The organism is Niveispirillum sp. GW835-FHT14G11 (genome assembly GCF_058793615.1).
Genome location: NZ_JBXAFZ010000018.1, coordinates 83,911 through 107,592, shown reverse-complemented (window position 1 = coordinate 107,592; position 23,682 = coordinate 83,911). Strand labels below are relative to the sequence as shown.

At 64.5% G+C, this 23,682-nt stretch carries 21 protein-coding genes; 10 read left to right on the top strand and 11 right to left on the bottom strand.

Features of this window, described 5'->3' with window-relative positions:
- Window positions 1-1,433: 1,433 nt before the first annotated feature.
- The 6 genes from AC1Q7F_RS26965 to AC1Q7F_RS26940 are packed head-to-tail and all read left to right on the top strand — an operon-like array spanning window position 1,434 to window position 8,197.
- Window positions 1,434-2,030 (top strand): TetR/AcrR family transcriptional regulator, encoded by a 597-nt coding sequence (locus AC1Q7F_RS26965; RefSeq protein WP_492511650.1) that lies wholly within the window; start codon window positions 1,434-1,436, stop codon window positions 2,028-2,030.
- 57 nt (window positions 2,031-2,087) lie between these two features.
- Entirely contained in the window at window positions 2,088-3,299 is a 1,212-nt protein-coding gene (locus AC1Q7F_RS26960) for a cytochrome P450 (protein ID WP_492511649.1), read from the top strand.
- Between the two features lie 24 nt (window positions 3,300-3,323).
- Window positions 3,324-4,121, top strand: coding sequence for an SDR family NAD(P)-dependent oxidoreductase (locus AC1Q7F_RS26955; protein WP_492511648.1), 798 nt, complete (start codon window positions 3,324-3,326; stop codon window positions 4,119-4,121).
- 16 nt (window positions 4,122-4,137) lie between these two features.
- Complete coding sequence (locus AC1Q7F_RS26950; RefSeq protein ID WP_492511647.1) at window positions 4,138-5,403, top strand: cytochrome P450; 1,266 nt, start codon at window positions 4,138-4,140, stop codon at window positions 5,401-5,403.
- A 19-nt stretch (window positions 5,404-5,422) separates the two neighbouring features.
- Window positions 5,423-6,574 carry a serine hydrolase domain-containing protein gene (locus tag AC1Q7F_RS26945; RefSeq protein WP_492511646.1) on the top strand — a complete coding sequence of 384 codons (1,152 nt, stop codon included), beginning with the start codon at window positions 5,423-5,425 and terminating at the stop codon, window positions 6,572-6,574.
- 18 nt (window positions 6,575-6,592) lie between these two features.
- Entirely contained in the window at window positions 6,593-8,197 is a 1,605-nt protein-coding gene (locus AC1Q7F_RS26940) for a GMC family oxidoreductase (RefSeq protein WP_492511645.1), read from the top strand.
- 30 nt (window positions 8,198-8,227) lie between these two features.
- On the opposite strand, the gene AC1Q7F_RS26935 is transcribed toward AC1Q7F_RS26940, so the two are convergent.
- From AC1Q7F_RS26935 to AC1Q7F_RS26895, 9 genes are all read right to left on the bottom strand, one after another.
- Entirely contained in the window at window positions 8,228-8,983 is a 756-nt protein-coding gene (locus AC1Q7F_RS26935; protein ID WP_492511644.1) for an SDR family NAD(P)-dependent oxidoreductase, read from the bottom strand.
- Window positions 8,984-9,010: 27 nt separating this feature from the next.
- The gene (locus AC1Q7F_RS26930; protein WP_492511643.1) at window positions 9,011-10,234 is read right to left on the bottom strand and encodes an acyl-CoA dehydrogenase family protein; all 1,224 of its coding nucleotides are present in this window, start codon (window positions 10,232-10,234) and stop codon (window positions 9,011-9,013) included.
- Window positions 10,231-11,265 carry an acyl-CoA dehydrogenase family protein gene (locus tag AC1Q7F_RS26925; RefSeq protein WP_492511642.1) on the bottom strand — a complete coding sequence of 345 codons (1,035 nt, stop codon included), beginning with the start codon at window positions 11,263-11,265 and terminating at the stop codon, window positions 10,231-10,233. Before AC1Q7F_RS26925 ends, AC1Q7F_RS26930 begins: the two co-directional genes overlap by 4 nt.
- A gap of 16 nt (window positions 11,266-11,281) precedes the next feature.
- On the bottom strand, window positions 11,282-12,397 hold the full coding sequence (locus tag AC1Q7F_RS26920) for an acyl-CoA dehydrogenase family protein (RefSeq protein ID WP_492511641.1): 1,116 nt from the start codon (window positions 12,395-12,397) through the stop codon (window positions 11,282-11,284).
- 4 nt (window positions 12,398-12,401) lie between these two features.
- On the bottom strand, window positions 12,402-13,550 hold the full coding sequence (locus AC1Q7F_RS26915; RefSeq protein WP_492511640.1) for an acyl-CoA dehydrogenase family protein: 1,149 nt from the start codon (window positions 13,548-13,550) through the stop codon (window positions 12,402-12,404).
- 26 nt (window positions 13,551-13,576) lie between these two features.
- Window positions 13,577-14,164: a GTP cyclohydrolase I FolE gene (folE, locus tag AC1Q7F_RS26910; RefSeq protein ID WP_492511639.1), complete on the bottom strand. Its 588-nt coding sequence runs from the start codon at window positions 14,162-14,164 to the stop codon at window positions 13,577-13,579.
- A 110-nt stretch (window positions 14,165-14,274) separates the two neighbouring features.
- On the bottom strand, window positions 14,275-15,039 hold the full coding sequence (locus tag AC1Q7F_RS26905; protein WP_492511638.1) for an SDR family NAD(P)-dependent oxidoreductase: 765 nt from the start codon (window positions 15,037-15,039) through the stop codon (window positions 14,275-14,277).
- The gene (locus tag AC1Q7F_RS26900) at window positions 15,036-15,596 is read right to left on the bottom strand and encodes a nuclear transport factor 2 family protein (RefSeq protein ID WP_492511637.1); all 561 of its coding nucleotides are present in this window, start codon (window positions 15,594-15,596) and stop codon (window positions 15,036-15,038) included. The genes AC1Q7F_RS26905 and AC1Q7F_RS26900 overlap by 4 nt, the downstream gene beginning before the upstream one ends.
- Window positions 15,596-16,732, bottom strand: coding sequence for an oxidoreductase (locus tag AC1Q7F_RS26895; protein ID WP_492511651.1), 1,137 nt, complete (start codon window positions 16,730-16,732; stop codon window positions 15,596-15,598). The genes AC1Q7F_RS26900 and AC1Q7F_RS26895 overlap by 1 nt, the downstream gene beginning before the upstream one ends.
- Before the next feature lie 178 nt (window positions 16,733-16,910).
- On the opposite strand from AC1Q7F_RS26895, the gene AC1Q7F_RS26890 reads away from it, so the two are divergent.
- Genes AC1Q7F_RS26890 through AC1Q7F_RS26875 form a run of 4 tightly spaced genes read left to right on the top strand, consistent with a single transcriptional unit; the run spans window position 16,911 to window position 20,799 of the window.
- A complete protein-coding gene (locus AC1Q7F_RS26890; protein ID WP_492511636.1) occupies window positions 16,911-18,107 on the top strand; it encodes an acetyl-CoA C-acetyltransferase in 1,197 nt (398 codons plus the stop codon).
- Between the two features lie 14 nt (window positions 18,108-18,121).
- Window positions 18,122-19,351: a CaiB/BaiF CoA transferase family protein gene (locus AC1Q7F_RS26885; protein WP_492511635.1), complete on the top strand. Its 1,230-nt coding sequence runs from the start codon at window positions 18,122-18,124 to the stop codon at window positions 19,349-19,351.
- 16 nt (window positions 19,352-19,367) lie between these two features.
- Window positions 19,368-19,676, top strand: coding sequence for a 2Fe-2S iron-sulfur cluster-binding protein (locus AC1Q7F_RS26880; protein ID WP_492511634.1), 309 nt, complete (start codon window positions 19,368-19,370; stop codon window positions 19,674-19,676).
- 10 nt (window positions 19,677-19,686) lie between these two features.
- Complete coding sequence (locus AC1Q7F_RS26875; RefSeq protein ID WP_492511633.1) at window positions 19,687-20,799, top strand: epoxide hydrolase family protein; 1,113 nt, start codon at window positions 19,687-19,689, stop codon at window positions 20,797-20,799.
- Between the two features lie 16 nt (window positions 20,800-20,815).
- On the opposite strand, the gene AC1Q7F_RS26870 is transcribed toward AC1Q7F_RS26875, so the two are convergent.
- Window positions 20,816-22,120 carry an MFS transporter gene (locus AC1Q7F_RS26870; RefSeq protein ID WP_492511632.1) on the bottom strand — a complete coding sequence of 435 codons (1,305 nt, stop codon included), beginning with the start codon at window positions 22,118-22,120 and terminating at the stop codon, window positions 20,816-20,818.
- Window positions 22,117-23,604: an aldehyde dehydrogenase gene (locus AC1Q7F_RS26865; RefSeq protein WP_492511631.1), complete on the bottom strand. Its 1,488-nt coding sequence runs from the start codon at window positions 23,602-23,604 to the stop codon at window positions 22,117-22,119. The genes AC1Q7F_RS26870 and AC1Q7F_RS26865 overlap by 4 nt, the downstream gene beginning before the upstream one ends.
- Between the last annotated feature and the right edge of the window lie 78 nt (window positions 23,605-23,682).

The following is a 23,682-nucleotide window of genomic DNA, read 5'->3' as shown; positions in this document are numbered from 1 at the left end:
AAGAGTGGAAAATGCCCACCCGTGAATGGATGGCCGCCAAGGCTCAGATGGCCGTCCTGTTCGGCGACAGGTTCACATAGGCCATGAACGCCTGATTTGAAACCGCCCAGCCGAGCACGGAATTCCCGATAGTCCCACCCACGCCCGATTGCGGCCCAGTTTACCATCCATTGCGATACCAAGTCCTGGGAAATCGACGTCACAGACAAGGGAACCCTGAAAATCGCCTTCGTTGGTCAGCTTCACGATCAACTTGCAATGGCGGTACAGGAACCGGCTTGGTCCTTACCCCGGCTTGTTAATTGGATTGATCTTGGCATTCCCCACCCGGACATCACCAAGCCTGCGGCCCGGCTGTTCATTCAGCACGCTCTGGAAGCGGTGACGAAGAATAAAAGCTACAGCCTGGATGAGCTGGCCCGATACAAATATGAACTTCGCAGGGCCTTGACTGAGGAGATACAGACGCTCCGCACGCTTCGCTGTCTGATGTTGAGTTTGGGTCCGATGCTGATGCGAGCGTGGCTGGTACCGCCTGCAAGCGGCAGTTGTTCGATTTTGTGCAGGCGAGAGAGGGTTCAAACCTAGATATCATCATTGACCGACCCGGATTTTTGGATGTGCGTTGGGATGTGTATGCAATGACTTATCCAAAGAACGCTTAGCTCATTCCCGTGCTTCCACGCTTTGGCCCGCTTCCGCGCCGCAGACAGCAAAAAGCCCCGTAACCTATTGAGGTTACGGGGCTTTTTGGATGCGGGGGCGGGATTTGACCGATGGTACGACAATCTCTCCATGAATATTTAATTGATCTATAAATTCTTACGGTCATCAGCTTATGCCCGATTTGGGGCCGATAGCGGATTGCCAGGGAAAGTCGCGCAGCTCAAGCACAGCGCGAACGTAGCGAGGTCGACCAAGTGAATGTCGACCAGCCTGTGCGGGGCGCCACCGTGCAGGAGGCGCAACACCCCAGAAACGCTGCAGAGAAGGTGTCTGGATTCATCGCCAAACAGGTGGCGGGCTTTGCGCATTACAGATGCAGTACAGAGCAGTCGATTCAGCGTCAAGACCCAGATTGTATTGAGGAGAAACCGCTATGATACAGTTATACATTTCTATGCAGCACCAATATCGGATTTTGATGTACGCCATAATGGCATATCCATTATGTTTATAAAAAGTTGAATATAAAACCAATAAAGTAATTATGAGAGCCACCAGAATCTCAGCTCTGGTGGAGCCTATTTCCGGATAAGAGTCATTTCATAAATATGATATGTCAAAGCAAAGCTAGGAATTTTGCTCCGGCAAGCGTGGAAATCAGCTAAGAAATGAATGAGATTATTAGTGATCTTAAAAATTGGTAGGATCGCGTGACAGGTAAAGATATGCCCGGTTCCCGACGCAGACGCAGATCTCAACAGGATATCTTGACGCGTATCGTGGCTGCAGCACAAAAGCAATTCAACGAAATGGGCTATGCAGCGACGACAACAAAAGAAATCGCGAGGCAGGCAGACGTGAGTGAGACGTTGCTCTTCCGGCACTTCAAGAGTAAGGCCGGTCTATTCGATGAGGTTGTTTTTGACCCTTTTGATATTCTCGCAACACAGTTGCTGGGGCCACGGGATTCCGGAAAAACCTGGAATGTCGACGCGAATGAGGGGCGTGCGTTACTTAACCAGATGGTTGGGTTTCTAACGCAGAACCGTCAGCTTCTTTGCGATATCGCCATGAAGGGGTTGGCTGAAACAGCCGATGAACGGTCCGAACAGCGGCTGGATGGCATGCGACGGCATTTCCGCATCGCCGCTGCGCAAATTGAAGCCTTTCATCAGTCGCAAGGCCGCCCATGCCCCTTTGATCCGGATATTGCCGTACGTCTGTCGCTGGGCATGCTGCTGTCGTCGGTGCTGTTCAGCGACTGGCTGTTTCCGGACGGGGCCCCGTCCAACGACAAACTGGTCGAGAATATCAGATTGATGATGGTTCGTGCCCTCGCCGGCGGCACGAACGATCCTGATTGATCGGCGCCCCCGCTATGTAGTGTTACTGCATAAGAAGCAGTCACGGGGGAGAGCGCCATGGTTATGCGACCGAAACATGTGCCGGCGGATCGCGTCGTGCATTTCGATATCTATGACGTGCCCGGCGCCGACGAGGATATCCAGCTGGCCTATCGGGCCTTTCAGCAGAACAACCCGGACATCTTCTGGACGCCGGCCAATGGCGGTCACTGGGTGGCGACCCGTGCCGACGATATCGAAGTGATCCAGCGCGACCATGAGCGGTTTTCCCACCGGCGTATCACCATCCCGCCCATGCCGCCGGAATACCCAAGGCAGATTCCGCTGGAGGTCGACCCGCCCGAACATGCCGCCTATCGCCGACCGCTGACCCGCGCCCTGCTGCCCAAGGTGGTGAACGCGCTGGACGCCAAGATCACCGACCTAGCCATCCAACTGGTCGAGGAACTGAAGCCGCGCGGGGAGTGCGAGTTCATCGAGGATTTCGCCAAGATCCTGCCCATCGCCGTCTTCCTGGATCTGGTCGACCTGCCGCGCGCGGACCGCACGCTGTTGCTGCCCCTGGCCGAGGATGCCGTGCGTGGCACCAGCGTGGAGGCAAGGCACCGGGCCCATGCCGGCATCGCCGCCTATCTGATGCCCTGGATCGACGCAAGACGGGCCAAACCGGGGGAGGATCTGCTGTCCCAGATCGTAAATGCCGATATCAATGGCGAGAGGATCAGTCAGGCCGAGGCCGTCGCTTTCGCCTCGCTGGTTCTGTTCGGCGGGCTGGATACCGTGGCCTCCTCCCTGGGTTTCATCGCCAATTTCCTGGCCCGCAACCCGGACCACCGCCGGCAGTTGCGCGACGGGCTGGACGATAGCGGCTTCATGCAAGGGGCGATCGAGGAATTGCTGCGCCGGCACGGTGTGGCCAATACCGCGCGTGTCGTCACCCACGACATGGAATTCAAGGGCGTGCAACTGCGGGCCGGCGACATGATCCTGCCCCCCAATCTTCTGTACGGCCTGGATGAACGTAAGGTGGAAGACCCGTTGCGCGTGGATTTCACCCGCCCCTTCCCGGTTCCGCACGCCACCTTCGGCAACGGCCCCCATACCTGCCCCGGTGCCGTGCTGGCCCGGCGGGAGATCAAGGCCTTCCTCACCGAATGGCTGCGGCGCATCCCGGATTTCCAGATCAAGCCCGGCACGAAACCGCGGCTGGCCACCGGCATGGTGAACGGAGTGCTGAGCCTGGAACTGTTCTGGCCGGTCGGCGCCTGAACACAAAATATATCGGAGGATCGCATGTCCATCGACCTGCCCCTACTGGGCAATCTGTTCGGCCTTGCCGGCCGCAATGCCATCGTCACCGGTGCCGCCACCGGCATCGGCCGCCGCACGGCCGAACTGTTCGCGGCGGCCGGCGCCCATGTCGCCGCCCTGGACCTGAATATCGCCAAGGCCGAGGAATTCGCGGCCCAGGTGCGCGATGCCGGCGGACAAGCCACCGCCATCGCCATGGACCAGGGCGATCCCGACAGCATCCAGGCGGCCTTCGCCAGCCTGGACGCCGTCTTTCCGCGCATCGACATTCTGTTGAACTGTGCCGCGATCTATCCGCGCTGCAATTTCGAGAAGGCGACGCCCGAATTCCTGGACCGCATGCACGCCATCAATGTGCGCGGGGTCTTTCAATGCACACAGGAAAGTGTGCGCCGCATGAAGGCGACGGGCGGCGGTTCCATCATCAACATCTCCTCCGTCACCTCGCTGAAGGCCGGCATCTACGACAATATCCAGTATGGCATGTCAAAGGCCGCGTTGAACGCGCTGACCCAATCGCTGGCCCTGGAATATGCGGAGTTCCGTATCCGCGTGAACGCCATCCTGCCGGGCGGCATCGCAACAGAAGCGGCCATCGCGTCCACCCAGGTTGGCGACCCGTTGCGCGGCCCCTTCCTGCAGCCGGGCCGCGTCCCTCTGGGGGGCGAGAATGCCGACCCGCAGGTCATCGCCAATGCCTGCCTGTTCCTGGCATCCGATGCCTCCCGCTTCGTGACGGGGCATTTGCTGGCCGTCGATGGCGGCTTCCTGATCAGTTGAGCCGGCGGAGAACACCATGGATACCCACGCCATTCCCCGCATCCGCGATTTCGACGATCCGGATTATGACCCGTTCAACGCCATGGGGACGTTGGGGGGTGAATACCGCATCCGCGACTGTTACCCGGAACTGGCGCGGCTGCGCCGCCTGTCGCCGGTGTTCGACGGGGATATACGGGTACATTTCGGCCTCTATCCCGACCTGACCATGAAGCATCTGCGACATGTCGCGGTGCTGGGCCATGCGGAGGCGACGGCGGTACTGGCCGACTCCCGGACGTTCTCCAACACAGTGTACGAGAACAATCTGGGCGTCTATTTCGGGCGCTCCGTCACCACGATGGACGGGCAGACGCATTTCGACAATCGCCGCCTGTTCCAGAAGGCCTTCAACCCCAAGATGGTGGAGGAATGGGGCAAGGACATGATCCCCCGCATGATCCATCGCCTGATCGACGGGTTCGCGGGTGACGGCAAGGCGGAACTGGTCAGCCAGTTCACGCTGCATTTCCCCTTCCATTTCATCCATGAACTGATGGCCCTGCCGGAAGAGGACCGGGCCATCTTCCACAAGCTGGCCTTCGGACAGATCGGCATCATCTTCGACCATGAACATGGCATGGATGCCATCACCAAGCTGAAGGAATATCTGACCGCCATCGTCCATCACCGGCGTGCGCACCCACTGTCCGAAACCGACCTGATCAGCAATCTGGCCCGCCTGTCCGGCCCTGGCGGGGAGTTGGAGGACGACATCGTCATCGCCTTTTTTAGGCAATTGATGAATGCCGGCGGCGACACTTCCTATCACGGTTTTTCCAGCGTGCTGGCCGCCCTGCTGACCCACCCCGACCAGTTGGAGGCGGTGCGGCAGGACCGGTCGCTGGTGCCCCAGGCGCTGGAGGAAGGTTTGCGCTGGAACGCCCCCGTGCCGGGCATTTCGCGCACGCCGACGCGGGAGATCGAAATCGCGGGCGTCACCATGCGGCCGGGCGACCATGTGCTGGTCATGCTGGGTGCCGCCAACCGGGATGAAAACGCCTTCCCCGACCCCGACCGGTTCGACATTTTCCGCAAGCCCACGGGCCACATGCCATTCGGCCATGGCCGCCATATCTGCATCGGCCAGCATCTGGCGCGCATGGAAATGACGGTGGCGCTGAACGCCCTGTTGGACCGGCTTCCCGGCCTGCGGGCCGATCCCGACCATCCGGCACCGGAGGTCGTCGGCTTCGCGCTGCGCGGCCCGCATGAGGTGCATGTCCGGTTCGATCCGGCCTGATTTGGGAGTTCAAGCGATCATGACATCCCCCATCACCGACCATGCCGCCAACCGCGCCGTGCAATCACTTCTGGACCAGCTTGTCGCCGACGGGCGAGAAATCGGCGTGCAGGTGGCGGCATATCTGGGCGATGAACTGGTGGTCGATTGCTGGAGCGGGCATGCTGCCCCCGGCGGTGCCCCGATGACCGCCGACACGCTGTTCAATATCTTCTCCGTTTCCAAGGCACTGACGGCGACCGCCGTGCATATCCAGGCGGAGAATGGCCGCCTGGATTATGACGCCCCCATCGCCCGCTATTGGCCGGAATTTGCAGCAGCGGGAAAGGAAAAGCTGACCGTCGCCCAGGTGCTGACCCATTGTTCCGGTCTGATGCAACTCCCGGCCGATGTGACGGTCGATCAGATGTGCGACTGGGACTGGATGGTGAGCTGGCTGGCGGCACAGCCGCCCCTGTTCGAGCCGGGCACGCAAAGCGGCTATCAGTCGATGAGTTTCGGCTGGATATTGGGGGAACTGGTCCGGCGCACCGATGCCCGCCGCCGCCCCTTCGGCTCCTTCGTGCGGGAGGAAATCCTGCTGCCGCTGGGCGCGCCGGATTTCTGGCTGGGCCTGCCGCCGGCCCAGGCGCACCGGGTGGCCACGCTGGATGACAGCGCGGTGCAGGTGGCACAGGATGGCACGCTTTACCGCGTCACCTGCCCCATGCAGGTGGATCTGATGCCTGAACCCTTCTCCCGCCCCGCCGTGCAGCAGGCCTGCATCCCCGCCGTCGGCGGCATCTCCAACGCCCGCAGCCAGGCGAAGCTGTTCGCCATGCTGGCCAATGGCGGGGAATTCCAGGGGCGGCGCCTGTTGTCGGCCGACCAGGTGGCGTGGTTCAGCACGCCGCGTCCCGATTTCGGGCCGGACCCGGTGTTTTTCGGGATGCAGGTGCCCATCGGCCTTGGCGGTTACTGGCTGGGCGGCGACAATCCGCCCATTTCCGCCCCGCGCAATCCGCGCGCCATCTGTCATCCGGGCATGGGCGGATCGCTGGGCTGGGCCGATCCCGACCGGCGGCTGGCCGTTGCCTTCTGCCATAATCGCATGTTCGATGCCTATACGCTGGACCAGGACAGCCGCACCCTGGTGGGGGACGCGATCCGCGCCGCCCTCGGCCTGTCCTGACCGCTGGGAGCCCCCACCTTGACCACGACATCGCCCTCCTTCGACTATGTCATTGTCGGCGCCGGCTCCGCCGGCTGTGTGCTGGCCAACCGGCTGTCGGAACAGCCCGGCGTCTCCGTCCTGCTGATCGAGGCGGGGCCGCCGGACAGCAGCCCGCTGGTGCATATGCCCAAGGGTTTCGGCAAACTGCTGTCCGATCCCAAGCATGTCTGGTTCTTCCAGACCGACGCCGGAGAGGGCATCCCGTCGGAAACCTGGGTGCGGGGCAAGGTGCTGGGCGGGTCCAGCGCCGTCAACGGCATGATGTATTTCCGGGGACAGCCGGAAGATTACGACGAATGGGCGGACCTGGGGGCCACCGGCTGGAACTGGGCGTCAATGCGATCCTGCTTCCAGGCCATGGAAAGTCACGCGCTGGGTGCCGATGGTGAACGCGGCACCGACGGGCCGCTGAAGGTCTCCGTCCCGACGGCGCTGGACCCCTTGTCCCGCGCGCTGGTCGATGCCGGCGCGGCGATGGGCATCCCCTACAAGCCGGATCTGAACCGTTCCGATCAGACCGGCATCGGCCCCGCCCCGCGCACCATTCACAAGGGCCGGCGGTCCAGTGCGGCCCAGGCCTTCCTGAAGCCGGCGCGCAACCGCCCGAACCTGACTGTCGTCACCGGTACGACCATCGAACGGCTACTGTTCCAGGGCACGCGCGCCATCGGCGTGGCAGGCCGTAATGCCGCGGGGGAATGCAGGTTCCTGGCCGGGCGGGAGGTGATCCTGTCGGCAGGTGCCCTGCACACGCCCCGCTTGCTGCAGCTTTCCGGCGTGGGGCCGGCCGGCCTGCTGCGCGACCTGCATGTGCCCGTGGTGGCCGACAATCCCCATGTGGGGGAGCACATGCTGGAACACCGGCTGCTGATGATGCAGTACCGGATGCTGCAACCCCACAGCCAGAACCTGGAATTCAATGGCTGGCGGCTTGTCGCCAACACACTGAAATATCTGCTGTTCCGGCGTGGCATCATGGCGGCCGGCGCCTATCAGGCCGCCGCCTTCATCAATGCCGTCGACCGTGCGGGGCGCCCCGACACGGAACTGCTGGCCGCCCCCTATTCGCTGGAAGTCAATTCAAAGGGCATCGGCTTTGAAAAGGCGCACGGGCTGCACCTGTTCGCCTATCCCCTGCGGCCGCGCAGCGAAGGCAGCATCCGCATCCGGTCCAGTGACCCCGCATTGCCGGCGGCGATCAGGCCGAACTATCTGGCCGATCCCTATGACCGGCAGGTGACCATCGCTGGTTTCCGCTTCATCCGCGAATGGATGCGCCATCCCAGCCTGGCGGGTCTGGTGGGCGCGGAAACAGCACCGGGGCCGGGCGTCGACAGCGACGACGACATCGTGTCGGTCTTCAAATCCCATGGACAGGCCGGATACCATGCCAGCAGCACCTGCCGCATCGGCGACCCGTCGCGGGGCGCCGTTGATGCCCGCCTGCGGGTACATGGCGTCAGCGGCTTGCGCGTCGTCGACGGGTCGGTGATGCCAACCATGGTGTCGGCCAACACCAACGGCCCCATCATGGCCATCGGCTGGCGTGCGGCTGATTTGATCCGGGAGGACGGGCGATAAGGGGCCGCCCGTCCCACCCTCCCCCCGCCTTCACAACATCATCAAACCGCCATCGGCATTGATGGTCTGGCCGGTGACATAGCGGCTGTCATCGCCGGCCAGGAACACCGCGACCGGCCCGATATCGGCGGCCGGATCGCCGAAGCGGCCCAGCGCGATCTCCTTGCGGTACATCTCCGCTTCCTGCGGATGTTCCGCCAGATACGTGACCGCGATGGGGCTCAGGGCGGCCGGGCAGATGACATTCACCCGGATGCCATAGCGACCCCATTCACGGGCCGCCACACGCGACAAAGCCCGCACCCCTTCCTTGGCAGCGGCATAGATGCCGAAGCCGGGTCCGCCATGGATACCCTCGCGTGAGCCCAGATTGATGATCGACCCGCCCTGCTCCTTCAGATGGGGAAAGGCCGCCTGCATATGGTAGAGCGTGCCGACGGGGCCGCTCTCCAATGTCAGGGCGATGGTGTCATCGTCGATCTCCTCCAGCTTCTGGCCGGGGTGGGAGCTTTGGGCATTGTTGACCAGCACATCCAGCCGGCCGAAGCGGGCGATGGCGGCGGCCACCACCCGTTGCGCATCGGCGCGGCAGCGAACGTCAGCCGCGACGCATTCAACCTCACTCCCAAGGGTGCGAAGGCCGGCCGCCGCCGCCTCTAGCTTTGCCGCGTTACGGCCTGTGATAACCAGCGATGCCCCGGCCCCGGCCAGCGCCGTGGCGATGCCCAGCCCCACCCCCTGGCCGCCACCGGTGACGATGGCGACCTTGCCCTTCAATTGAGCCATGAATTCCTCCCCTGTCGATGTTCCGCGTCAGCGCGGCAGACCCAGCACACGTTCGGCCAGGACATTCTTCAGCACCTCGTTGGTGCCACCGGAAATGGTCCAGGCATAGGACCAGAGATAGGCGTCATAGCTGTCGGTTGTCTGGTTGCTGTCGCCCGTCATCCGGGGCATCGCCACCTGCGCCTCCATCCCGCCCCGCGCCAGCATGAAGGCCCAATGGTCGTGCAGCAGTTCGGAATAGAGCAGCTTCACATAGCTGGGCAGGGGTGATTGGCCCATATGCGGGTCGACGATCACCTCCGCCATCATCCGGTCGATGATGGCGCGCACGGCCAGCAGCCGGGCATAGAGCCGCATATAGGCGCGGCGATGGGCAATATCCATCCACCACGCCACCTTGCCCGCCCCGGCATCGGCCAGAACCATGTCCATCCCGAATTGCAGCCGGGCCGCCAGATCCACGATGATCAGGCCGCGTTCGGCCGACAGGGTGGATTGCGCGATGCGCCAGCCGTCATTTTCCGCCCCGATCAGGTTTTCCGCCGGGATTTCCACGTCGTCCAGGAACAGTTCGCAGAATTCCGCCCCACCATTGATCTGAGGGATCGGCCGGCGGGTGACACCGGGGCTGTCCATATCCAGGATGAAATAGGAAATGCCGGCCTGCTTTTTGGGCGCCTGCGGATTGGTGCGGACCAGCAGCAGGCAATAGCGGGCATACATGCCATAGGAGGACCAGACCTTCTGGCCATTGACCACATAGATGGTGCGGCCATCCGCGGTTTCCCGCTTCTCCGCCTTCGTGCGCAGGGAAGCCAGATCGGACCCCGCCCCCGGTTCGGAGAAACCCTGGCACCAGACCTCCCCATGATCCCGGACACCCGCCAGATAGCGGTCGCGCTGTTCGGCCGTGCCATGGGCGAACAGGGTCGCCGGCAGATGGAACAGGGAAATGGTGAACATGTCCGGGCGCGGGGCATCGGCGCGGGCCAGTTCCTCATTCAGGATCACGGCATTGCGCAACGACAATTCCTCCCCGCCCCAGGCGCGCGGCCAATGCGGGGTGGCCAAACCGACCCGGCGCAACTGATCGAACCACCAATGCTGGAACGTGACATAATCCGCCTCCGGTGCCGCGACCAGTTTGCCTTTCCAGTCGGCCGGCAGCACAGCGGCCAGCCATTGCCGCAGCGCCGCCCGGAACGCAGCCTCGTCATGCAGGTGATCAAGCGGCAATGGATGGGTCGTCATGCGACGTCCTCCGTCAACAGGGCAGCAGCAGCGTCCAGCGCCACTTCCTCCCCCCCGAACAGCGCCCGGTTCAACCAGGCGCGTTTCAGGTAATGGTGGCATTCATGTTCCCAGGTAAAGCCGATGCCGCCATGCAGCTGCACGGCATCGTCGGCAATGGTGGCATAGGCTTCCACCGCCTGGGCACGGGCCAGATGCGCCAGGGCCAGGGACCGCCGCCCGTCCCCATCGGCCCGCACAGCCAGATCAACCAGGGCGCGGGCGGATTCCAGCCGCAGCTTGTGATTGGCAGCGCGGTGCTTCAGCGCCTGGAACCCGCCGATCGGCTGCCCGAACTGGGTACGAATCTTCAGGTACTCGACCGTCCTTTCCAGAATGGCATCTGCGCCCCCGATACTGTCGCAGGCCAGCGCCAGGGCCGCATGCCGGCGCAGGGCCGCGCCATCGACCGGGACCGCCAGGACCGGCGTATCAGACAGTTCCAGACTGGCTGCCCCCCGCGTCCGGTCGACCAGGGGCGTCGGCTGGACTGTCAAGCCCGCAGCCTCACGCGGGACCAGCAGATAGCGCCCGTCCAGAGTGGACAGCAGGAACAGCCCCGCCACATCTCCGTGCAGCACATGTGCAACCCGCCCGGTGATCCGGTCACCCACCGGCAGGTCCACATCCAGCGCCAGCGCGGCGAAGAGATCGCCCGACATCAGCGGCGCCAGCCATCGCCCCCGCACCGCATCCGATGCGTCTTTCAGGGCGTCGATGACCAGCAATGTTGTCATCAGGGGCAGGCAGGCAGGCCCGCGCCCCAACTCCTCATGCAGGACGGACAGGGCAGGCAGGCCAAGACCCAGCCCACCATCAGCCTCCGCCGCGCCCAACGCGGTCCAGCCCAGTCCCGCAACCGTTGCGGCCAGATCGTGGTCGAAGGCCCCCCCCTTATGCACATGGCGGCGCACCCGCTCCGGCCCGGCCTCCGCGTCCAGAACCTCCCGGAAGCCCCGGCGCAGTTCGGTCAGATCGATCCCGTCACTCATCTCGCCCCCCCCTGCGTCAGGCCAAGGCCAGTCCCATGGACACGAACCGTCGCCGCTGTTCCCCGGCATTGCCCAGCCAGGCCGACAGGGTCAAGGCCCGCTTCACATACAGGCCCAGATCATGTTCCTCGGTAAAGCCGATAGCGCCATGCAGCTGGATGGCTTCACGGGCGATACGGCTGGCCGCTTCCGAACAGCGGCCCTTGGCCCGTAGGGCCGCCAGCGGCAGGGTCGCCGGGTCGCCGGCCCGTGACAGGCCAAAGCCCAGGGCGGCCACGGCCCGTTCCTTCTCGATGTAAAGATCGACAGCCTTGTGCTGCAACGCCTGGAAACTGCCGATCAACTGGTCGTACTGCCGGCGGATTCCCATGTAGTCCAGGGTCATAGCCAGCATATGCTCGGCCAGGCCAAGCAAGGCGCCGGCGGCGACCACGCGGGTTTCATCCAGGGCCCGGTTGATCGCGGCCTCCGCCGTCTTGGGCGGGGCCAGCAGCGCTTCATCCGGAACGGTCACGCCGTTCAGCGTCAATTGGCCCAGGGGGCTGTCATCGGCGCGCCACAGCCAGGACAGGCTGATCCCCGGCGCATCCACCGGCACCAGGAACAGGCCATGCCCCTTGTCCAGCCGCGCCGGCACCAGAAGATGGGTGGCCCCTGCCGCCCCGGCCACAGACAGGGCCGCACCGGACAGGCGGAACCCCTCCCCTTCATCCGTCGCGGTCACGGCGGGCAGCACATCATCGAAATCCAGGGCCAGGGCGGGGCGGATTTCACCCGCAGCCAACCCTGCCAGCAGCCCCGATCGCGACGGCCCGGCCGGCGCATGGACCAGCACACGGGCCACCAGCACCGCCTGGGCTAGCAGGGGCTCGCCCATCAGGCCCTTTTCCAGTTCCCGCAACAGAGCCGCCATCTCGGCCAGACCCAGGCCGATGCCGCCATCGGCCTCAGGCACCAGCACCCCGAACCAGCCCAGTTCGGCAAAAGTGCCCGCCAGTTCCGCATCATGGCCCGGCAGAGTATGCCGCAGGTGGCGGGTGCGGCCATGGTCGGCACGGTCGGCGACCAGACGCTGCGCGCCGTCCCGCAGTTCCGCGATCATGCTGTCATCGGTGGAAATCGGGTCCATCATGTCCTCAACCCGGCAGGCCAAGCACACGCTTGGCCAGGATGTTGCGGTGGATCTGCACGGTGCCGCCATAGATCATGGGCGCCCGGGCCGTCAGGTAGTCGCGCAGCAGGTCGGCCGTGCCGTCATCGAACGGCACCTCGCCGCCCAGACCGCCCCGCTCGGCGGCGATTTCCTGGGTCAGTTCCGTGATCCTTGCATAGGTCTCCGTGGCCACGATCTTCAGGGTCGACACTTCGAACCCGAAGGAATGGCCGGCGCGGATTTCCTGGGCCAGTCTTTCATACATCTCGGCATTGTCGGCCAGGTCGATCTGCAATTGCGCGATGCGGTCCAGCGTGACCGGGTCGCGGTCACGCCCGGCCAGACGGGCTACCCGCACCAGCCGGTCCATGGCCTGCCGTCCCATGTGGGGGGAACCGGCCCAGACCCGTTCGAACCCCAGCAGGGATTGCGCGACCTTCCAGCCATTATTGAGGCCGCCGACCAGATTGGTCACCGGTGCGCGCACATCGTCGAGAAACACCTCGGCGAATTCGGCATCGCCATTGATGGTGACGATGGGCTTCACGGTCACGCCCGGCTGGCGCATATCGACCAGGATGAAGCTGATGCCCGCCTGCTTGCGCACATTCTTGTCGGTGCGGGCCAGGACGAAGATGTGGTTGGCGTCGACGGCACCGGAGGTCCAGATCTTGTGGCCGTTGATGATGAATTCATCGCCCTCGATCCGCGCCTCGGTACGCAGCGCCGCCAGGTCGGACCCCGCCCCCGGTTCGGAAAAGCCCTGGCACCAGAGGTGTTCTGCCGAGATGATCTTCGGCAGATAATAGGCGACCTGTTCCGGCGTGCCATGGGCCAGCAGCACGGGCCCGACATTCAGCACCCCCTGCTCCATGACGCGGGAAATGCCGGCACGGGCCCACTCCTCCAGGTAAATCAGGTGCTTGGCTTGTTTCAACCCCATGCCGCTATGTTCGACCGGCCAGCCGGGGGCCAGCCAGCCATGGGTGGCCATGGCACCATACCAGCCCTGTGACTGCTCCCAGCGCACGTGCTCCTCGCCGCGCCTTATATGGGCGGGGCAATGGGTTTCGATGAACTGGCGTGCCGCGGCGCGGAACGCCTCGTCGGACAGTGCATTCCAATCCTGCATCGTCAACTCTCCTCAGGCCCCCTGGTTCAAACGCCCATCAGGGCCAGCACTTCCTTGCGGCTTTTCTCGTCATCGCGGAACGCGCCCATCATGCGGCTGGTCTTCATGACGACACCCGGCGTATTGACCCCGCGTGAGGTCATGCAGCCATGGGTCGCCTCGATCACCACGGCCACGCCCAGCGGCTTCAAATTTTCCCAGATACAGTCCGCCACCTCCGCCGTCAGCCTTTCCTGTACCTGCAGCCGACGGGCGAAGGCGTGCAGCACGCGGGCCAGCTTGGAGATGCCGACAACGTGCCTGTCGGGCAGATAGGCGATGTGGGCCCTGCCGGTGATCGGCGCCATATGGTGTTCGCAATGCGACTGGAACGGGATGTCCTTCAGCAGCACGATCTCGTCATAGCCGCCGACCTCATGAAAGATGCGTGACAGATGGAAGGCAGGATCGTCACCATAGCCCCGGCAATATTCCTTCCAGGCCTTGGCAACCCGGCGCGGTGTGTCAAGCAGGCCTTCGCGGTCTGGATCGTCGCCGGCCCAGCGGATCAGGCGGCGGATGGCGTCCTGGATGTCATCCGGGATTTCGGCACCGGCGTGGGATGATGTCGTCATGGTCCTGGGATCGGGTTGCCTCTATGTCTGGTCCGCATCATAGGAAGGCTGATCCAGGGGCCGCCAGCGATGCCACCGCCGGAGCCTTAATGGATCATGCTTCTGATCCTTCAGCCCTGACGCCGGCCGCCGCAGACCTCCGTATCCGTGCCGGTGATCATGGCGGCATCGTCGCTCAGCAGAAAAAGGACGGTGGCAGCCACCTCCTCCGGCGTCACGGCCCGGCCGATCAATTGCGATCCCGACGCCACCACCACCTGCTGTTCGGGGGTCAGCATGCGGGTGACGATGGGGGTGGCGACAAGCCCCGGCGAGACACTGTTGACCCGGATGTCCTTGACGGCATGGCTGTGTGCGGCATAGGCGGTCAGATGCACGACCCCCGCCTTCGCCGCACAATAGGCGGGCGAGGCGACGGGCGTGACGATCTTGCCCGACATGGAGGCGGTATTGACGATCGACCCGCCGCCCCGCGCGGCCATCACCGGCAGTTCATGCTTCATGGACAGGAAGACCGATGTCAGCGACACGGCCAGGGTCCAGTCCCAGTCCGTCCGCGACATATCCTCCATCCCGCCATGGCGCGACAGGCCAACATTGTTGAAGGCATGGGCCAGCGGGCCATGCGCTGCAACGGCCGCCGCGACTAGGGCGGCCAGATCATCCTCGACCGTCGCATCGGTACGCCGGAACAGGGCGTGGCCGCCCAGGACAGCTATATCCGCCACCACCCCTTGCCCACCTTCCTGGTCCAGATCGCCGATGGTCACCCGCGCCCCTTCGCGCGCGAGCGCCAGGGCCGTAGCCCGACCGATGCCGGAGGCGCCACCCGTTACGATAACGGAACGGTCCGTGAAACGCTGCGCATGGGTCATTTTTTCGCTCCTTCCAGGGGCATGTCCGTCAGGCCAGCCACATCCACCCCGTGCCAGAAATCGACCCAGCCGGGGAAATCGCCCGGCAGGCGCGGCGGCAGGTCGCGCCCTGGCCAATCATTGAAGGGGGCACTCGGTCGGTCAGCCCAATCGGTGCAATACCAGTGCTTTTCCCGGCGCCGGACGAAGAACCATTCCCCATCCACCCGGGCATATTCATCGAAATAAATGATGGCCATGGTGATCCAGCGGCCCGCCTCCTCATGCTCTGCCCGACAATAGACGGCGCCGGTGGCATGGTCGGCATCAGTGAAATCCAGCTGGTGCCCACAGATCAGGTGGACGGAGCGATAGAAGCTGCGCAAGGCCGGCGTGATGATGGATCTCAACACATCACGTCCCTTGCCATGCCGGCCGCAATCGACATCGGGCACGAACAGGCCGGTCCAGGCTTCGATGTCACGGCCATCCACGGCCAGGGCATAGCGCACCGGCAATTGCTGGATGGCCAGATGGGACTCCACCCGGTCCAGCCGCTGTTCGAGAGAGGACACCATCACGTCAACCTTTGCAGATTGGCGGGATCAAACGGCAGGAAGGGCTGTCCCCTCCGCGCCCGTTCGAACCAGCGGGGATCGTTCAGCAGCGACCGGCCAACCGCGATCAGGTCAAACTCCCCAGCCCGCATCCGGTCCAGCAGGGCGGCCAGATTATTGGCGGCCTGCTGACTGTCATCGATATGACGGGCGGGGCCGTGCGCCTTGTCCAGACCGACACCGCCCACGGCCATGGATGGCACCCCCGTCAAAAGACGCATCCATCCCGCCAGGTTCAGCGGCGATCCGGCAAAGATCGGCGTGTCGAAATAGCGCTGGCTGCCATCGAACAGGTCCACGCCCGCATCGGCCAACGGCTGCAGCAGCCGGCCCAGGTCATCCGGATTGTCGGCAAGCACCGCCCTGTAATCCTGCATCTTGAACTGTGACAGACGCAGACAGATGGGCAGGTCCGGCCCCACGGCCGCCCGCACGGCGCGCACCACCGCCGCCCCGAACGCCGAACGCCGTTCCACATCCCCGCCCCAGCGGTCATTCCGCCGGTTGGTGAAGGACCAGAGGAAACTGTCGATCAGATAGCCATGCGCACCATGGATGGCGACACCGTCGAACCCCAATCGGCGCACGCTGGCCGCCGCTTTGCCATAGGCGTCAATGACATCCTGGATGTCACTGTCGCTGGCCGGCATTGTCGGTGGCAGAGCCGCGTCCCGCCCGGCCACCGGAATGGAGATGGTGCCATCCGCCGGTCCCCAGATGCCCGACGGGCGCAGGGACGGCACGGACAGCCCTGGCTGCGTACTTTCCACGTTCCACATCGGCCCCTGATGCCAGAGCTGTGGCCAGATGCGCCCGCCAGCCTGGTGAACGGCATCCACCACACGAGACCAGCCCGTCAGAGCATCCTCGCCGAACAGACGCGGGGCATTAGGATGGTCGACGGCCAAAGGGTGATCGATCGCCACCCCTTCGGTCACGATCAGCCCAACGCCATGCGTCGCCCGGCGGCCATAGTAGGCGGCGACATCCTCGCCGGGCACGCCCCCGGGACTGGCATAGCGCGACATGGGCGCCATCACCACCCGGTTGGGCAATTCCAGCCCGCGCAGCCGAAGCGGCCGCAGCAAAGGTTCCATATCCACCAACGGGCCTCCCATGCCATCTATGCCCCCACCATCGGGACAAGCGGGCGACAGGGACAAGCGTCCGGCCGCAGCCATCGCAAGCGTGATGATATGGGCCGGGGGGCTGAACAGGCCGGCATGCCATGCGCTAATCACCGGACGAGTTTCAACGGAACCGGACTTCACAAAGATGAGACGCGCCGTCATCGCGACCCCCCTGCGCACGCCCGTGGCCAAGTTCCTGGGGCGGTTGCAGGATATGCCGGCGGAAGCCCTGGCCGCCCATATCGTACGGGCTGTTGTCGACCGATCCGGCATCGATCCCGCGACCATCGATGAAGTTGTGTTCGCCCAGTCCTATGCCAACAGCGAAGCCCCCTGCATCGGCCGTTGGGCGGCACTGGCCGCCGGCCTGCCGCTGGAGGTGGCGGGCATCCAGGTGGACAGGCGCTGCGGCGGCGGCCTGCTGTCCATCGCCAGTGCTGTGATGATGGTGGAAACCGGTGCCGCCGATGTTGTGCTGGCGGGCGGGGTCGAAAGCATGAGCAATATCGAATATTACAGCACTAGCATGCGCAAGGGTGCCCGCGCTGGCACCGTCGCCTTCTATGACCGGCTGGACCGGGGGCGGGAGCGGTCGCAGCCGGTGGAGCGGTTCGGCCCCATTTCCGGCTTGATCGAAACAGCCGAGAACCTCGCAAAGCGCGACGGCATCAGCCGGGAGGAAGCCGATACCTACGCCGCACGCAGCCAGACCCGCGCCGCCGCCGCCTGGGAGGCGGGCCTGTTCGCGGACGAAATCGTTCCTGTACCGGTGCCGGGGCGCAAAGGTGCCATCGACCTGTTCGACAGGGACGAGGGCGTGCGCGGTGACACCACGATCGAAAGCCTGTCGGCCCTGCGTCCCATCATCAAGAGCGGCACGGTCACCGCCGGCAACGCCGCACAGCAAAATGATGCTGCCGCCGCCTGTCTGGTGGTGGCGGAAGACCGCGCAGCTGCCCTTGGGCTCATGCCTGTCGCCCGGCTGGTCGGCTGGTCGTCCGCAGGTTGCGATCCTGCCATCATGGGTATCGGGCCGGTCCCGGCCGTCGCCAAACTGTTCGCCCGCACCGGCCTGTCTTGGGACAAGATAGATCTTGTCGAATTGAACGAGGCGTTCGCGGCGCAGGTGCTGGCCGTGCTGAAGGGCTGGGGCTGGGATGACCCATCGCGGCTGAACGTCAATGGCTCCGGCATCTCGCTGGGCCACCCGATCGGGGCCACGGGCGTGCGCATCATGGTGACGCTGCTGCATGAGATGCAGCGCCGGAAAGCCCACTATGGGTTGGAAACCATGTGCGTCGGTGGGGGACAGGGTGTGGCCGCTATTTTTGAACGGCTGTGAGCGGAGGACAGACCATGGCAAGACTGCCCTTGGACAATATCCGGGTGCTGGACCTGTCGCGGGTGCTGGCGGGGCCGCTCGCCGCACAGATGCTGGGCGATCTGGGCGCCGATGTCATCAAGGTGGAACGGCCCGGCAATGGCGACGATGCCCGTGCCTTCGGCGCCCCCTACCTGACCGGCGCAGACGGCAAGCCGACGCGGGAAAATGCCTTCTACCTGTCGGCCAACCGCAACAAGCGGTCCGTGACCGTCAACATCGCCCATCCCAAGGGACAGGAGATTGTCCGTGCCCTGGCCGCCAGGGCCGATGTCGTTCTGGAGAATTACAAGGTCGGCGATCTGGCCCGCTATGGCCTGGATTACGAGGCGGTGAAGGCGCTGAACCCGTGCGTCATCTATTGTTCGGTGACTGGCTATGGACAGACCGGTCCCTATGCCGCCAAGCCCGGCTATGATGCGGTGTTCCAGGGGCAGTGCGGGTTGATGAGCGTGACCGGGCTGCCCGATCATAAGCAAGGCGGCGGCCCCATGAAGGTCGGCCCCAGCATCGTCGATGTGCTGACGGGCCTGAACGTATCGAATGCCATCCTGGCGGCTCTCTATAGTCGCGACGCCAATGGGGGCACGGGTCAGCACATCGACGTTGCCCTGCTGGATTGCGGCATCGCCGCTTTGTCGCACTATGCCCAGATCTACCTGACCAGCGGCGAGGTGCCGGTGCGGCGCGGTACGCAGGGCAATGGCGGCATGCCGTCCACCCTGTTTCCGTGCGCCGATGGCGCCATTATGCTGACGGCCGGCAACGACGCGCAATATGTGCGCCTGTGCGAGGCGGTGGAACGGCCCGACCTGGCCGACCATCCGCAATTCCGCACCAACATCCTGCGCGTGGAGAACCGCGACGCCCTGACCGACACGTTTGATGCCATTTTCCGCCGTCTCACTGTCGCTGAATGGCTGGAGCGGCTGGAAGCGTTCGGCATTCCCAGCGGCCCCATCAACGATATCGGTCAGGTCTTCGCCGACCCGCAGGTACGCCATCGCGGCATGGCGGCCCCAGTCAGCCACCCGTTGGCACCCGACCTGTCAGTCATCCGCAGCCCGCTGAATTTCTCTGATACCCCTATCCGGGTGTATGCGCCCCCGCCGATGTTGGGCGAACATACGCTGCAGGTGCTGACAGAAGAACTGGGGCTGGACGCGGTCACATTGCAGACGTTGCGCGACAGTGGCGTTATCTGATTGGGGAACAAGAACCGTGAACCATATTACTATCATCGACCGCGCCGGCCAGCCGCGCGAGGCGGCACTGACCGCGCAAGGCAACCTGATGCAGTTGATCCGCGATGCCGGCCTGGATGAGCTGCAGGCCATCTGCGGCGGTTCCCTGTCCTGCGGCACCTGTCATGTCTATATCGAGGGAGCCGATGCCGGTCCCCCGTCCGACGGGGAGGCGGACCTGCTGGACAGCAGTCCGAATCGTCGTCCGCAATCGCGCCTGTCCTGTCAGATCGACATGACCAGCCTGCCGGCGGGCGCCGTGGTCACTCTGGCCCCGGAAGATTGAGGATTCGACGATGGCTAACCGTGCTCCCCACCCCTTTACCATCGCTGTTCCCGATGCGGTGCTGGACCTGATCCGCCGTCGACTGGAACTGTCCAGCGAGCAGCGATACGCGCCGCTGGATGATCGGGATTGGACCTACGGCACCGACGCGGGTTGGCTTTCGGACCTGCGCCGCCATTGGCTGGAAAGTTATGACTGGCGGGCAGCGGAGCGGCACCTGAACCGGTTGCCGCACTTCAAGGCGACGGTGGACGGGATGGACCTTCATTTCATCCATCTGCGCGGCGGCGGGTCGGGATTGCCGCTGATCCTGACCCATGGCTGGCCCGGCTCTTTCTTCGAGTTCGACCGCGTGGTGGAACCGCTGGCGGCCATGGGCTTCGACGTGGTCGTCCCGAGCCTTCCCGGTTTCGGCTTCTCCGGCCGGCCGGATGGCATCATCGGTCCCCGCCATGTCGCGTCCCTGTGGCGCCGGCTGATGGTCGATGTACTGGGCTATACAAGGTTCGGGGCGCAGGGGGGCGATTGGGGATCGGCCGTCACCACCTGGCTGGGGCGCGACCATGCCGACGTCGTGGCCGGCATCCACCTGAACCTGTTCATGGGGCCTGTGACGCCCACAGCGGCGGATGATGCCGAAACGCTGGCCTGGCGTCAGCGCCTGATGGCGGTGCAGCAGATGCAGTCGGCTTATATGATGGAACAGGCGACGAAGCCGCAGACCATCGGACTGGCGCTGGCCGACAGCCCCTTGGGCTTCGCCGCCTGGATCATGGAGAAGTTCCATGGATGGGGCGACACCAAGGGCGACGTTGACGGCCGTTTCGGCAAGGATGCGCTGCTGACCAACGCTATGATCTATCTGGTCAATGACGCGGTGCAGTCGGCCATCTGGATGTATCGCAGCATCTTCACCGAAGCCCGGTCGGATGACCGGATCAGCGTGCCCACGGGCTGCGCCCTGTTCCCGGCCGAATTCCTGCCCTATCCGCCGCGCGGCGTGGCCGAGCGCGTCTACAATATCGTGCGCTGGACGGAGATGCCGGCCGGAGGCCATTTCGCGGCGATGGAGGAACCGGCCGCCTTCACGCGTGAGGTGGCCGAATTCTTCAAGGGACTGTAACGGGACCGGGAGGGGTTCAGTCCTCCCGCACCTGTTCGCTGTAGGCCGGCCGCGCCCAGCCGACCACCGCCGCCGCCGCCGCACCCAGGCCGGTCAGGGAGATGATGATGGACCAGCCGATCCGGTTGGGATCGGCGAAGACATAATCCGTCAATCCACCGACCAGCATCGGGCCCAGCGCCAATCCCCCGAGATTGGAGACCAGCACCGCCAGGGCGCCGAACCGGCCCCGCATCGCTGGTGGCGACACCATCTGCACCGCCGCCAGCGCCGGCCCGAAGGAGGCACCGACGGTCAGCATCAGCAGCAGGACGCCGGCGAACAGCAATTGGGCAGACCCAGCCAGGTATGCGACCGCCACCAGCGGCGGCGCCACGGCCAGCATCCAGAAATAAAGCCGGATCGCGGCGTCCCGGATGCCCCGCGCATACAGCCGGTCCGCGATCTGCCCCATGGCCAGCGAACCGATGATACCGCCCACCGTCACGGCCAGCCCCATCATGCCGCCCACCTCCGTGGCGCCCATGTCCAGCACGCGTCTGGCATAGGTGGGGGTCCAGATCATGGCACCCTGCGTGGCCATGGCCGATAAAAGGAAGCCACCCATCAGCCCACCCATCAGCCGGGCATGAAGGCGCAGATGGGCGAAGAAGGCCTTCCAGGTTGCCCTGCCATCGCCCGTCGCGGCTCGCACCGGTTCCTTGAAACTGAAGGCCAGCAGACCGACCAACACGCCTGGAATGCCGGTCACCACCAGCACCTGCCGCCAGGGCGCCAACCCTTCCAGCGGCCCGCCCAATGGTGAGCGGGTGAAATGATCCAGCAGGAATCCGCCCAGAGCAAACGACAGACCGATGCCGGCGACCCCGGCAGCCACGAAGCAAGACATCGGTGTTGCAAGGAGGCGACGTGGGAAGATGCCCGCAAGCAGCGACTGCGCCGCCGGCGAGATGGCCCCCTCCCCGAACCCGACCAGCAGCCTCGCACCGAACAGCTGGGCATAGTCGCGCGCCAAGCCGGTGGCCGCCGCCGCCAGCGACCAGATGGTAATGCCCGCGAACATGATCCCCTGGCGCGACCAGCGATCCACCAGCCCGCCGATCACCAGCCCCATGGCACCGTAGAACAAGGCAAACGCCATGCCTTGGATCAAGGAAAGCTGGAAGTCGTTCAGCCCCAGTTCCGCCCGCATCTCCGGGATCAGCACGGCGATGACGGTACGGTCGATGAGCGAGACGATCTGGAACAGCATGATCACCAGCACGGCCCACCAGGCCTTCAGCGGCGTATAGCCAGGAGCGTAACCGTCACCCGTCTTCATGCGCGCGATCCCAGATGAGATGGCGGGTGTGGCAGGAACACCGACTTCACCTCCGTGAAACCATGCAGTCCCTCGATACCCCCTTCACGACCGATGCCTGACTGTTTGAACCCGCCATAAGGCAGGGTGAAGTCGATAACGCGACCATTTTGCCCAAAATTGCCTGTCCGGATGCGCCGGGCGATGGCATAGGCGCGGTCGGTATCCGGGGTGAAGACGCCGCCCGACAGGCCATAGGGGCTGTCATTGGCAATGGCGATGGCCTGTTCGACATCATCGAAGGGGATGATGCTGCCGACAGGACCGAAAATCTCCTCCCGCGCGATGGTCATGGCATTGTCGACATCGGCGAACAGGGTGGGTTCGATGAACCAGCCGCGCGGCATATGGGCCGGGCGGCCGCCACCCGTGATCAGCCGCGCCCCTTCGGCCCGCCCCCGGTCGATGAAGGAGCAGACACGGTCGAGCTGCCGTTTGGCGATCAGCGGCCCCATCTGTGTTTCCGCCGCGAACGGGTCGCCGACCTGAACCGCCTGGAAGGCGGCGGCCAATGCCTCCGCGATCTCTCCCTGGCGCGGACGAGGCACGAGGATCCGGCTGAAGGCGGCGCATTGCTGCCCGCACAGACCGATCAGGTTGGGCATGATGCCCGCCACTATGGTCTCGATGGGGGCATCGTCCAGCACGATGGCCGCCGACTTGCCGCCCAGTTCCGTGGTGACACGCGCCGAACGGGCCGCACAGATGGCGGCCACATGCAGGCCGGCGGCGGTGGAACCCGTGAAGCTGACCTTGTCCACCTCCGGCTTGCGGATCAGATATTCCGACACCTCGCGATCGGCGGGAAGGACGGAGAAGACGCCTTCGGGCAGCCCGGCTTCCGCCACGCATTCGGCCAGCAGCAATGCCTCCAGCGGCGTTTCCGGCGACGGCTTGGCAATAACGGTGCAGCCGGCTGCCAATGCCGGTGCGACCTTCAGCAGTAGCGTAGCCAGCGGCGCGTTCCAGGGCACGATGGCCACCGTCACCCCGACCGGCTCGCGCACCACGACGCAAGTTCCACCCTGTGCCGGCGTGCGCAGTTCCTCGAACCCGATAGTCTCCGCCAATCCGCAGAAATAGTCGAAATAGGCCCGTGCGTAGGGTGCGAACATGCTGGAATGTGCGATGGGCATGCCTACCTGAAGCGTCCAGGCCTGGGCGAAGTCCGGCGCCCGCGCGGCCAGCCTGTCAGCCACCCGCCGCAGGGCTACCGCCCGCTCACCACCCGTCATACGCGGCCAAGGGCCGTGATCGAAGGCATGGCGGGCGGCGGCCACTGCCCGGTCGACATCGGCGGGCGCGGCAGCCACAACGGCACCCAGCGATGCCTCCGTCGACGGCGATACCAGTTCGATCCAGCCGCCCCCAGACCCCGGTCGGACCCATTGGCCGGCGATGAACAAACGATCCGGATGCGACAGGTTGGCGAGGTTGCTGGTCATGTCCCGTCCTGCTGATGGATGTTCACAAAGAAAAGGCGGACGGGGTGCATCTCCGTCCGCCTTCAACGTACCGGGTGA

What these genes read in the sequence shown, in the direction of transcription:
- AC1Q7F_RS26960 (WP_492511649.1), top strand. Translation starts at nt 2,088, where the DNA reads ATGGTTATGCGACCGAAACATGTGCCGGCGGATCGCGTCGTGCATTTC.
- AC1Q7F_RS26955 (WP_492511648.1), top strand. Translation starts at nt 3,324, where the DNA reads ATGTCCATCGACCTGCCCCTACTGGGCAATCTGTTCGGCCTTGCCGGC.
- AC1Q7F_RS26950 (WP_492511647.1), top strand. Translation starts at nt 4,138, where the DNA reads ATGGATACCCACGCCATTCCCCGCATCCGCGATTTCGACGATCCGGAT.
- AC1Q7F_RS26945 (WP_492511646.1), top strand. Translation starts at nt 5,423, where the DNA reads ATGACATCCCCCATCACCGACCATGCCGCCAACCGCGCCGTGCAATCA.
- AC1Q7F_RS26935 (WP_492511644.1), bottom strand. Translation starts at nt 8,983, where the DNA reads ATGGCTCAATTGAAGGGCAAGGTCGCCATCGTCACCGGTGGCGGCCAG.
- AC1Q7F_RS26930 (WP_492511643.1), bottom strand. Translation starts at nt 10,234, where the DNA reads ATGACGACCCATCCATTGCCGCTTGATCACCTGCATGACGAGGCTGCG.
- AC1Q7F_RS26925 (WP_492511642.1), bottom strand. Translation starts at nt 11,265, where the DNA reads ATGAGTGACGGGATCGATCTGACCGAACTGCGCCGGGGCTTCCGGGAG.
- AC1Q7F_RS26920 (WP_492511641.1), bottom strand. Translation starts at nt 12,397, where the DNA reads ATGATGGACCCGATTTCCACCGATGACAGCATGATCGCGGAACTGCGG.
- AC1Q7F_RS26915 (WP_492511640.1), bottom strand. Translation starts at nt 13,550, where the DNA reads ATGCAGGATTGGAATGCACTGTCCGACGAGGCGTTCCGCGCCGCGGCA.
- folE (WP_492511639.1), bottom strand. Translation starts at nt 14,164, where the DNA reads ATGACGACATCATCCCACGCCGGTGCCGAAATCCCGGATGACATCCAG.
- AC1Q7F_RS26905 (WP_492511638.1), bottom strand. Translation starts at nt 15,039, where the DNA reads ATGACCCATGCGCAGCGTTTCACGGACCGTTCCGTTATCGTAACGGGT.
- AC1Q7F_RS26900 (WP_492511637.1), bottom strand. Translation starts at nt 15,596, where the DNA reads ATGGTGTCCTCTCTCGAACAGCGGCTGGACCGGGTGGAGTCCCATCTG.
- AC1Q7F_RS26895 (WP_492511651.1), bottom strand. Translation starts at nt 16,732, where the DNA reads ATGGAACCTTTGCTGCGGCCGCTTCGGCTGCGCGGGCTGGAATTGCCC.
- AC1Q7F_RS26890 (WP_492511636.1), top strand. Translation starts at nt 16,911, where the DNA reads ATGAGACGCGCCGTCATCGCGACCCCCCTGCGCACGCCCGTGGCCAAG.
- AC1Q7F_RS26885 (WP_492511635.1), top strand. Translation starts at nt 18,122, where the DNA reads ATGGCAAGACTGCCCTTGGACAATATCCGGGTGCTGGACCTGTCGCGG.
- AC1Q7F_RS26875 (WP_492511633.1), top strand. Translation starts at nt 19,687, where the DNA reads ATGGCTAACCGTGCTCCCCACCCCTTTACCATCGCTGTTCCCGATGCG.
- AC1Q7F_RS26870 (WP_492511632.1), bottom strand. Translation starts at nt 22,120, where the DNA reads ATGAAGACGGGTGACGGTTACGCTCCTGGCTATACGCCGCTGAAGGCC.
- AC1Q7F_RS26865 (WP_492511631.1), bottom strand. Translation starts at nt 23,604, where the DNA reads ATGACCAGCAACCTCGCCAACCTGTCGCATCCGGATCGTTTGTTCATC.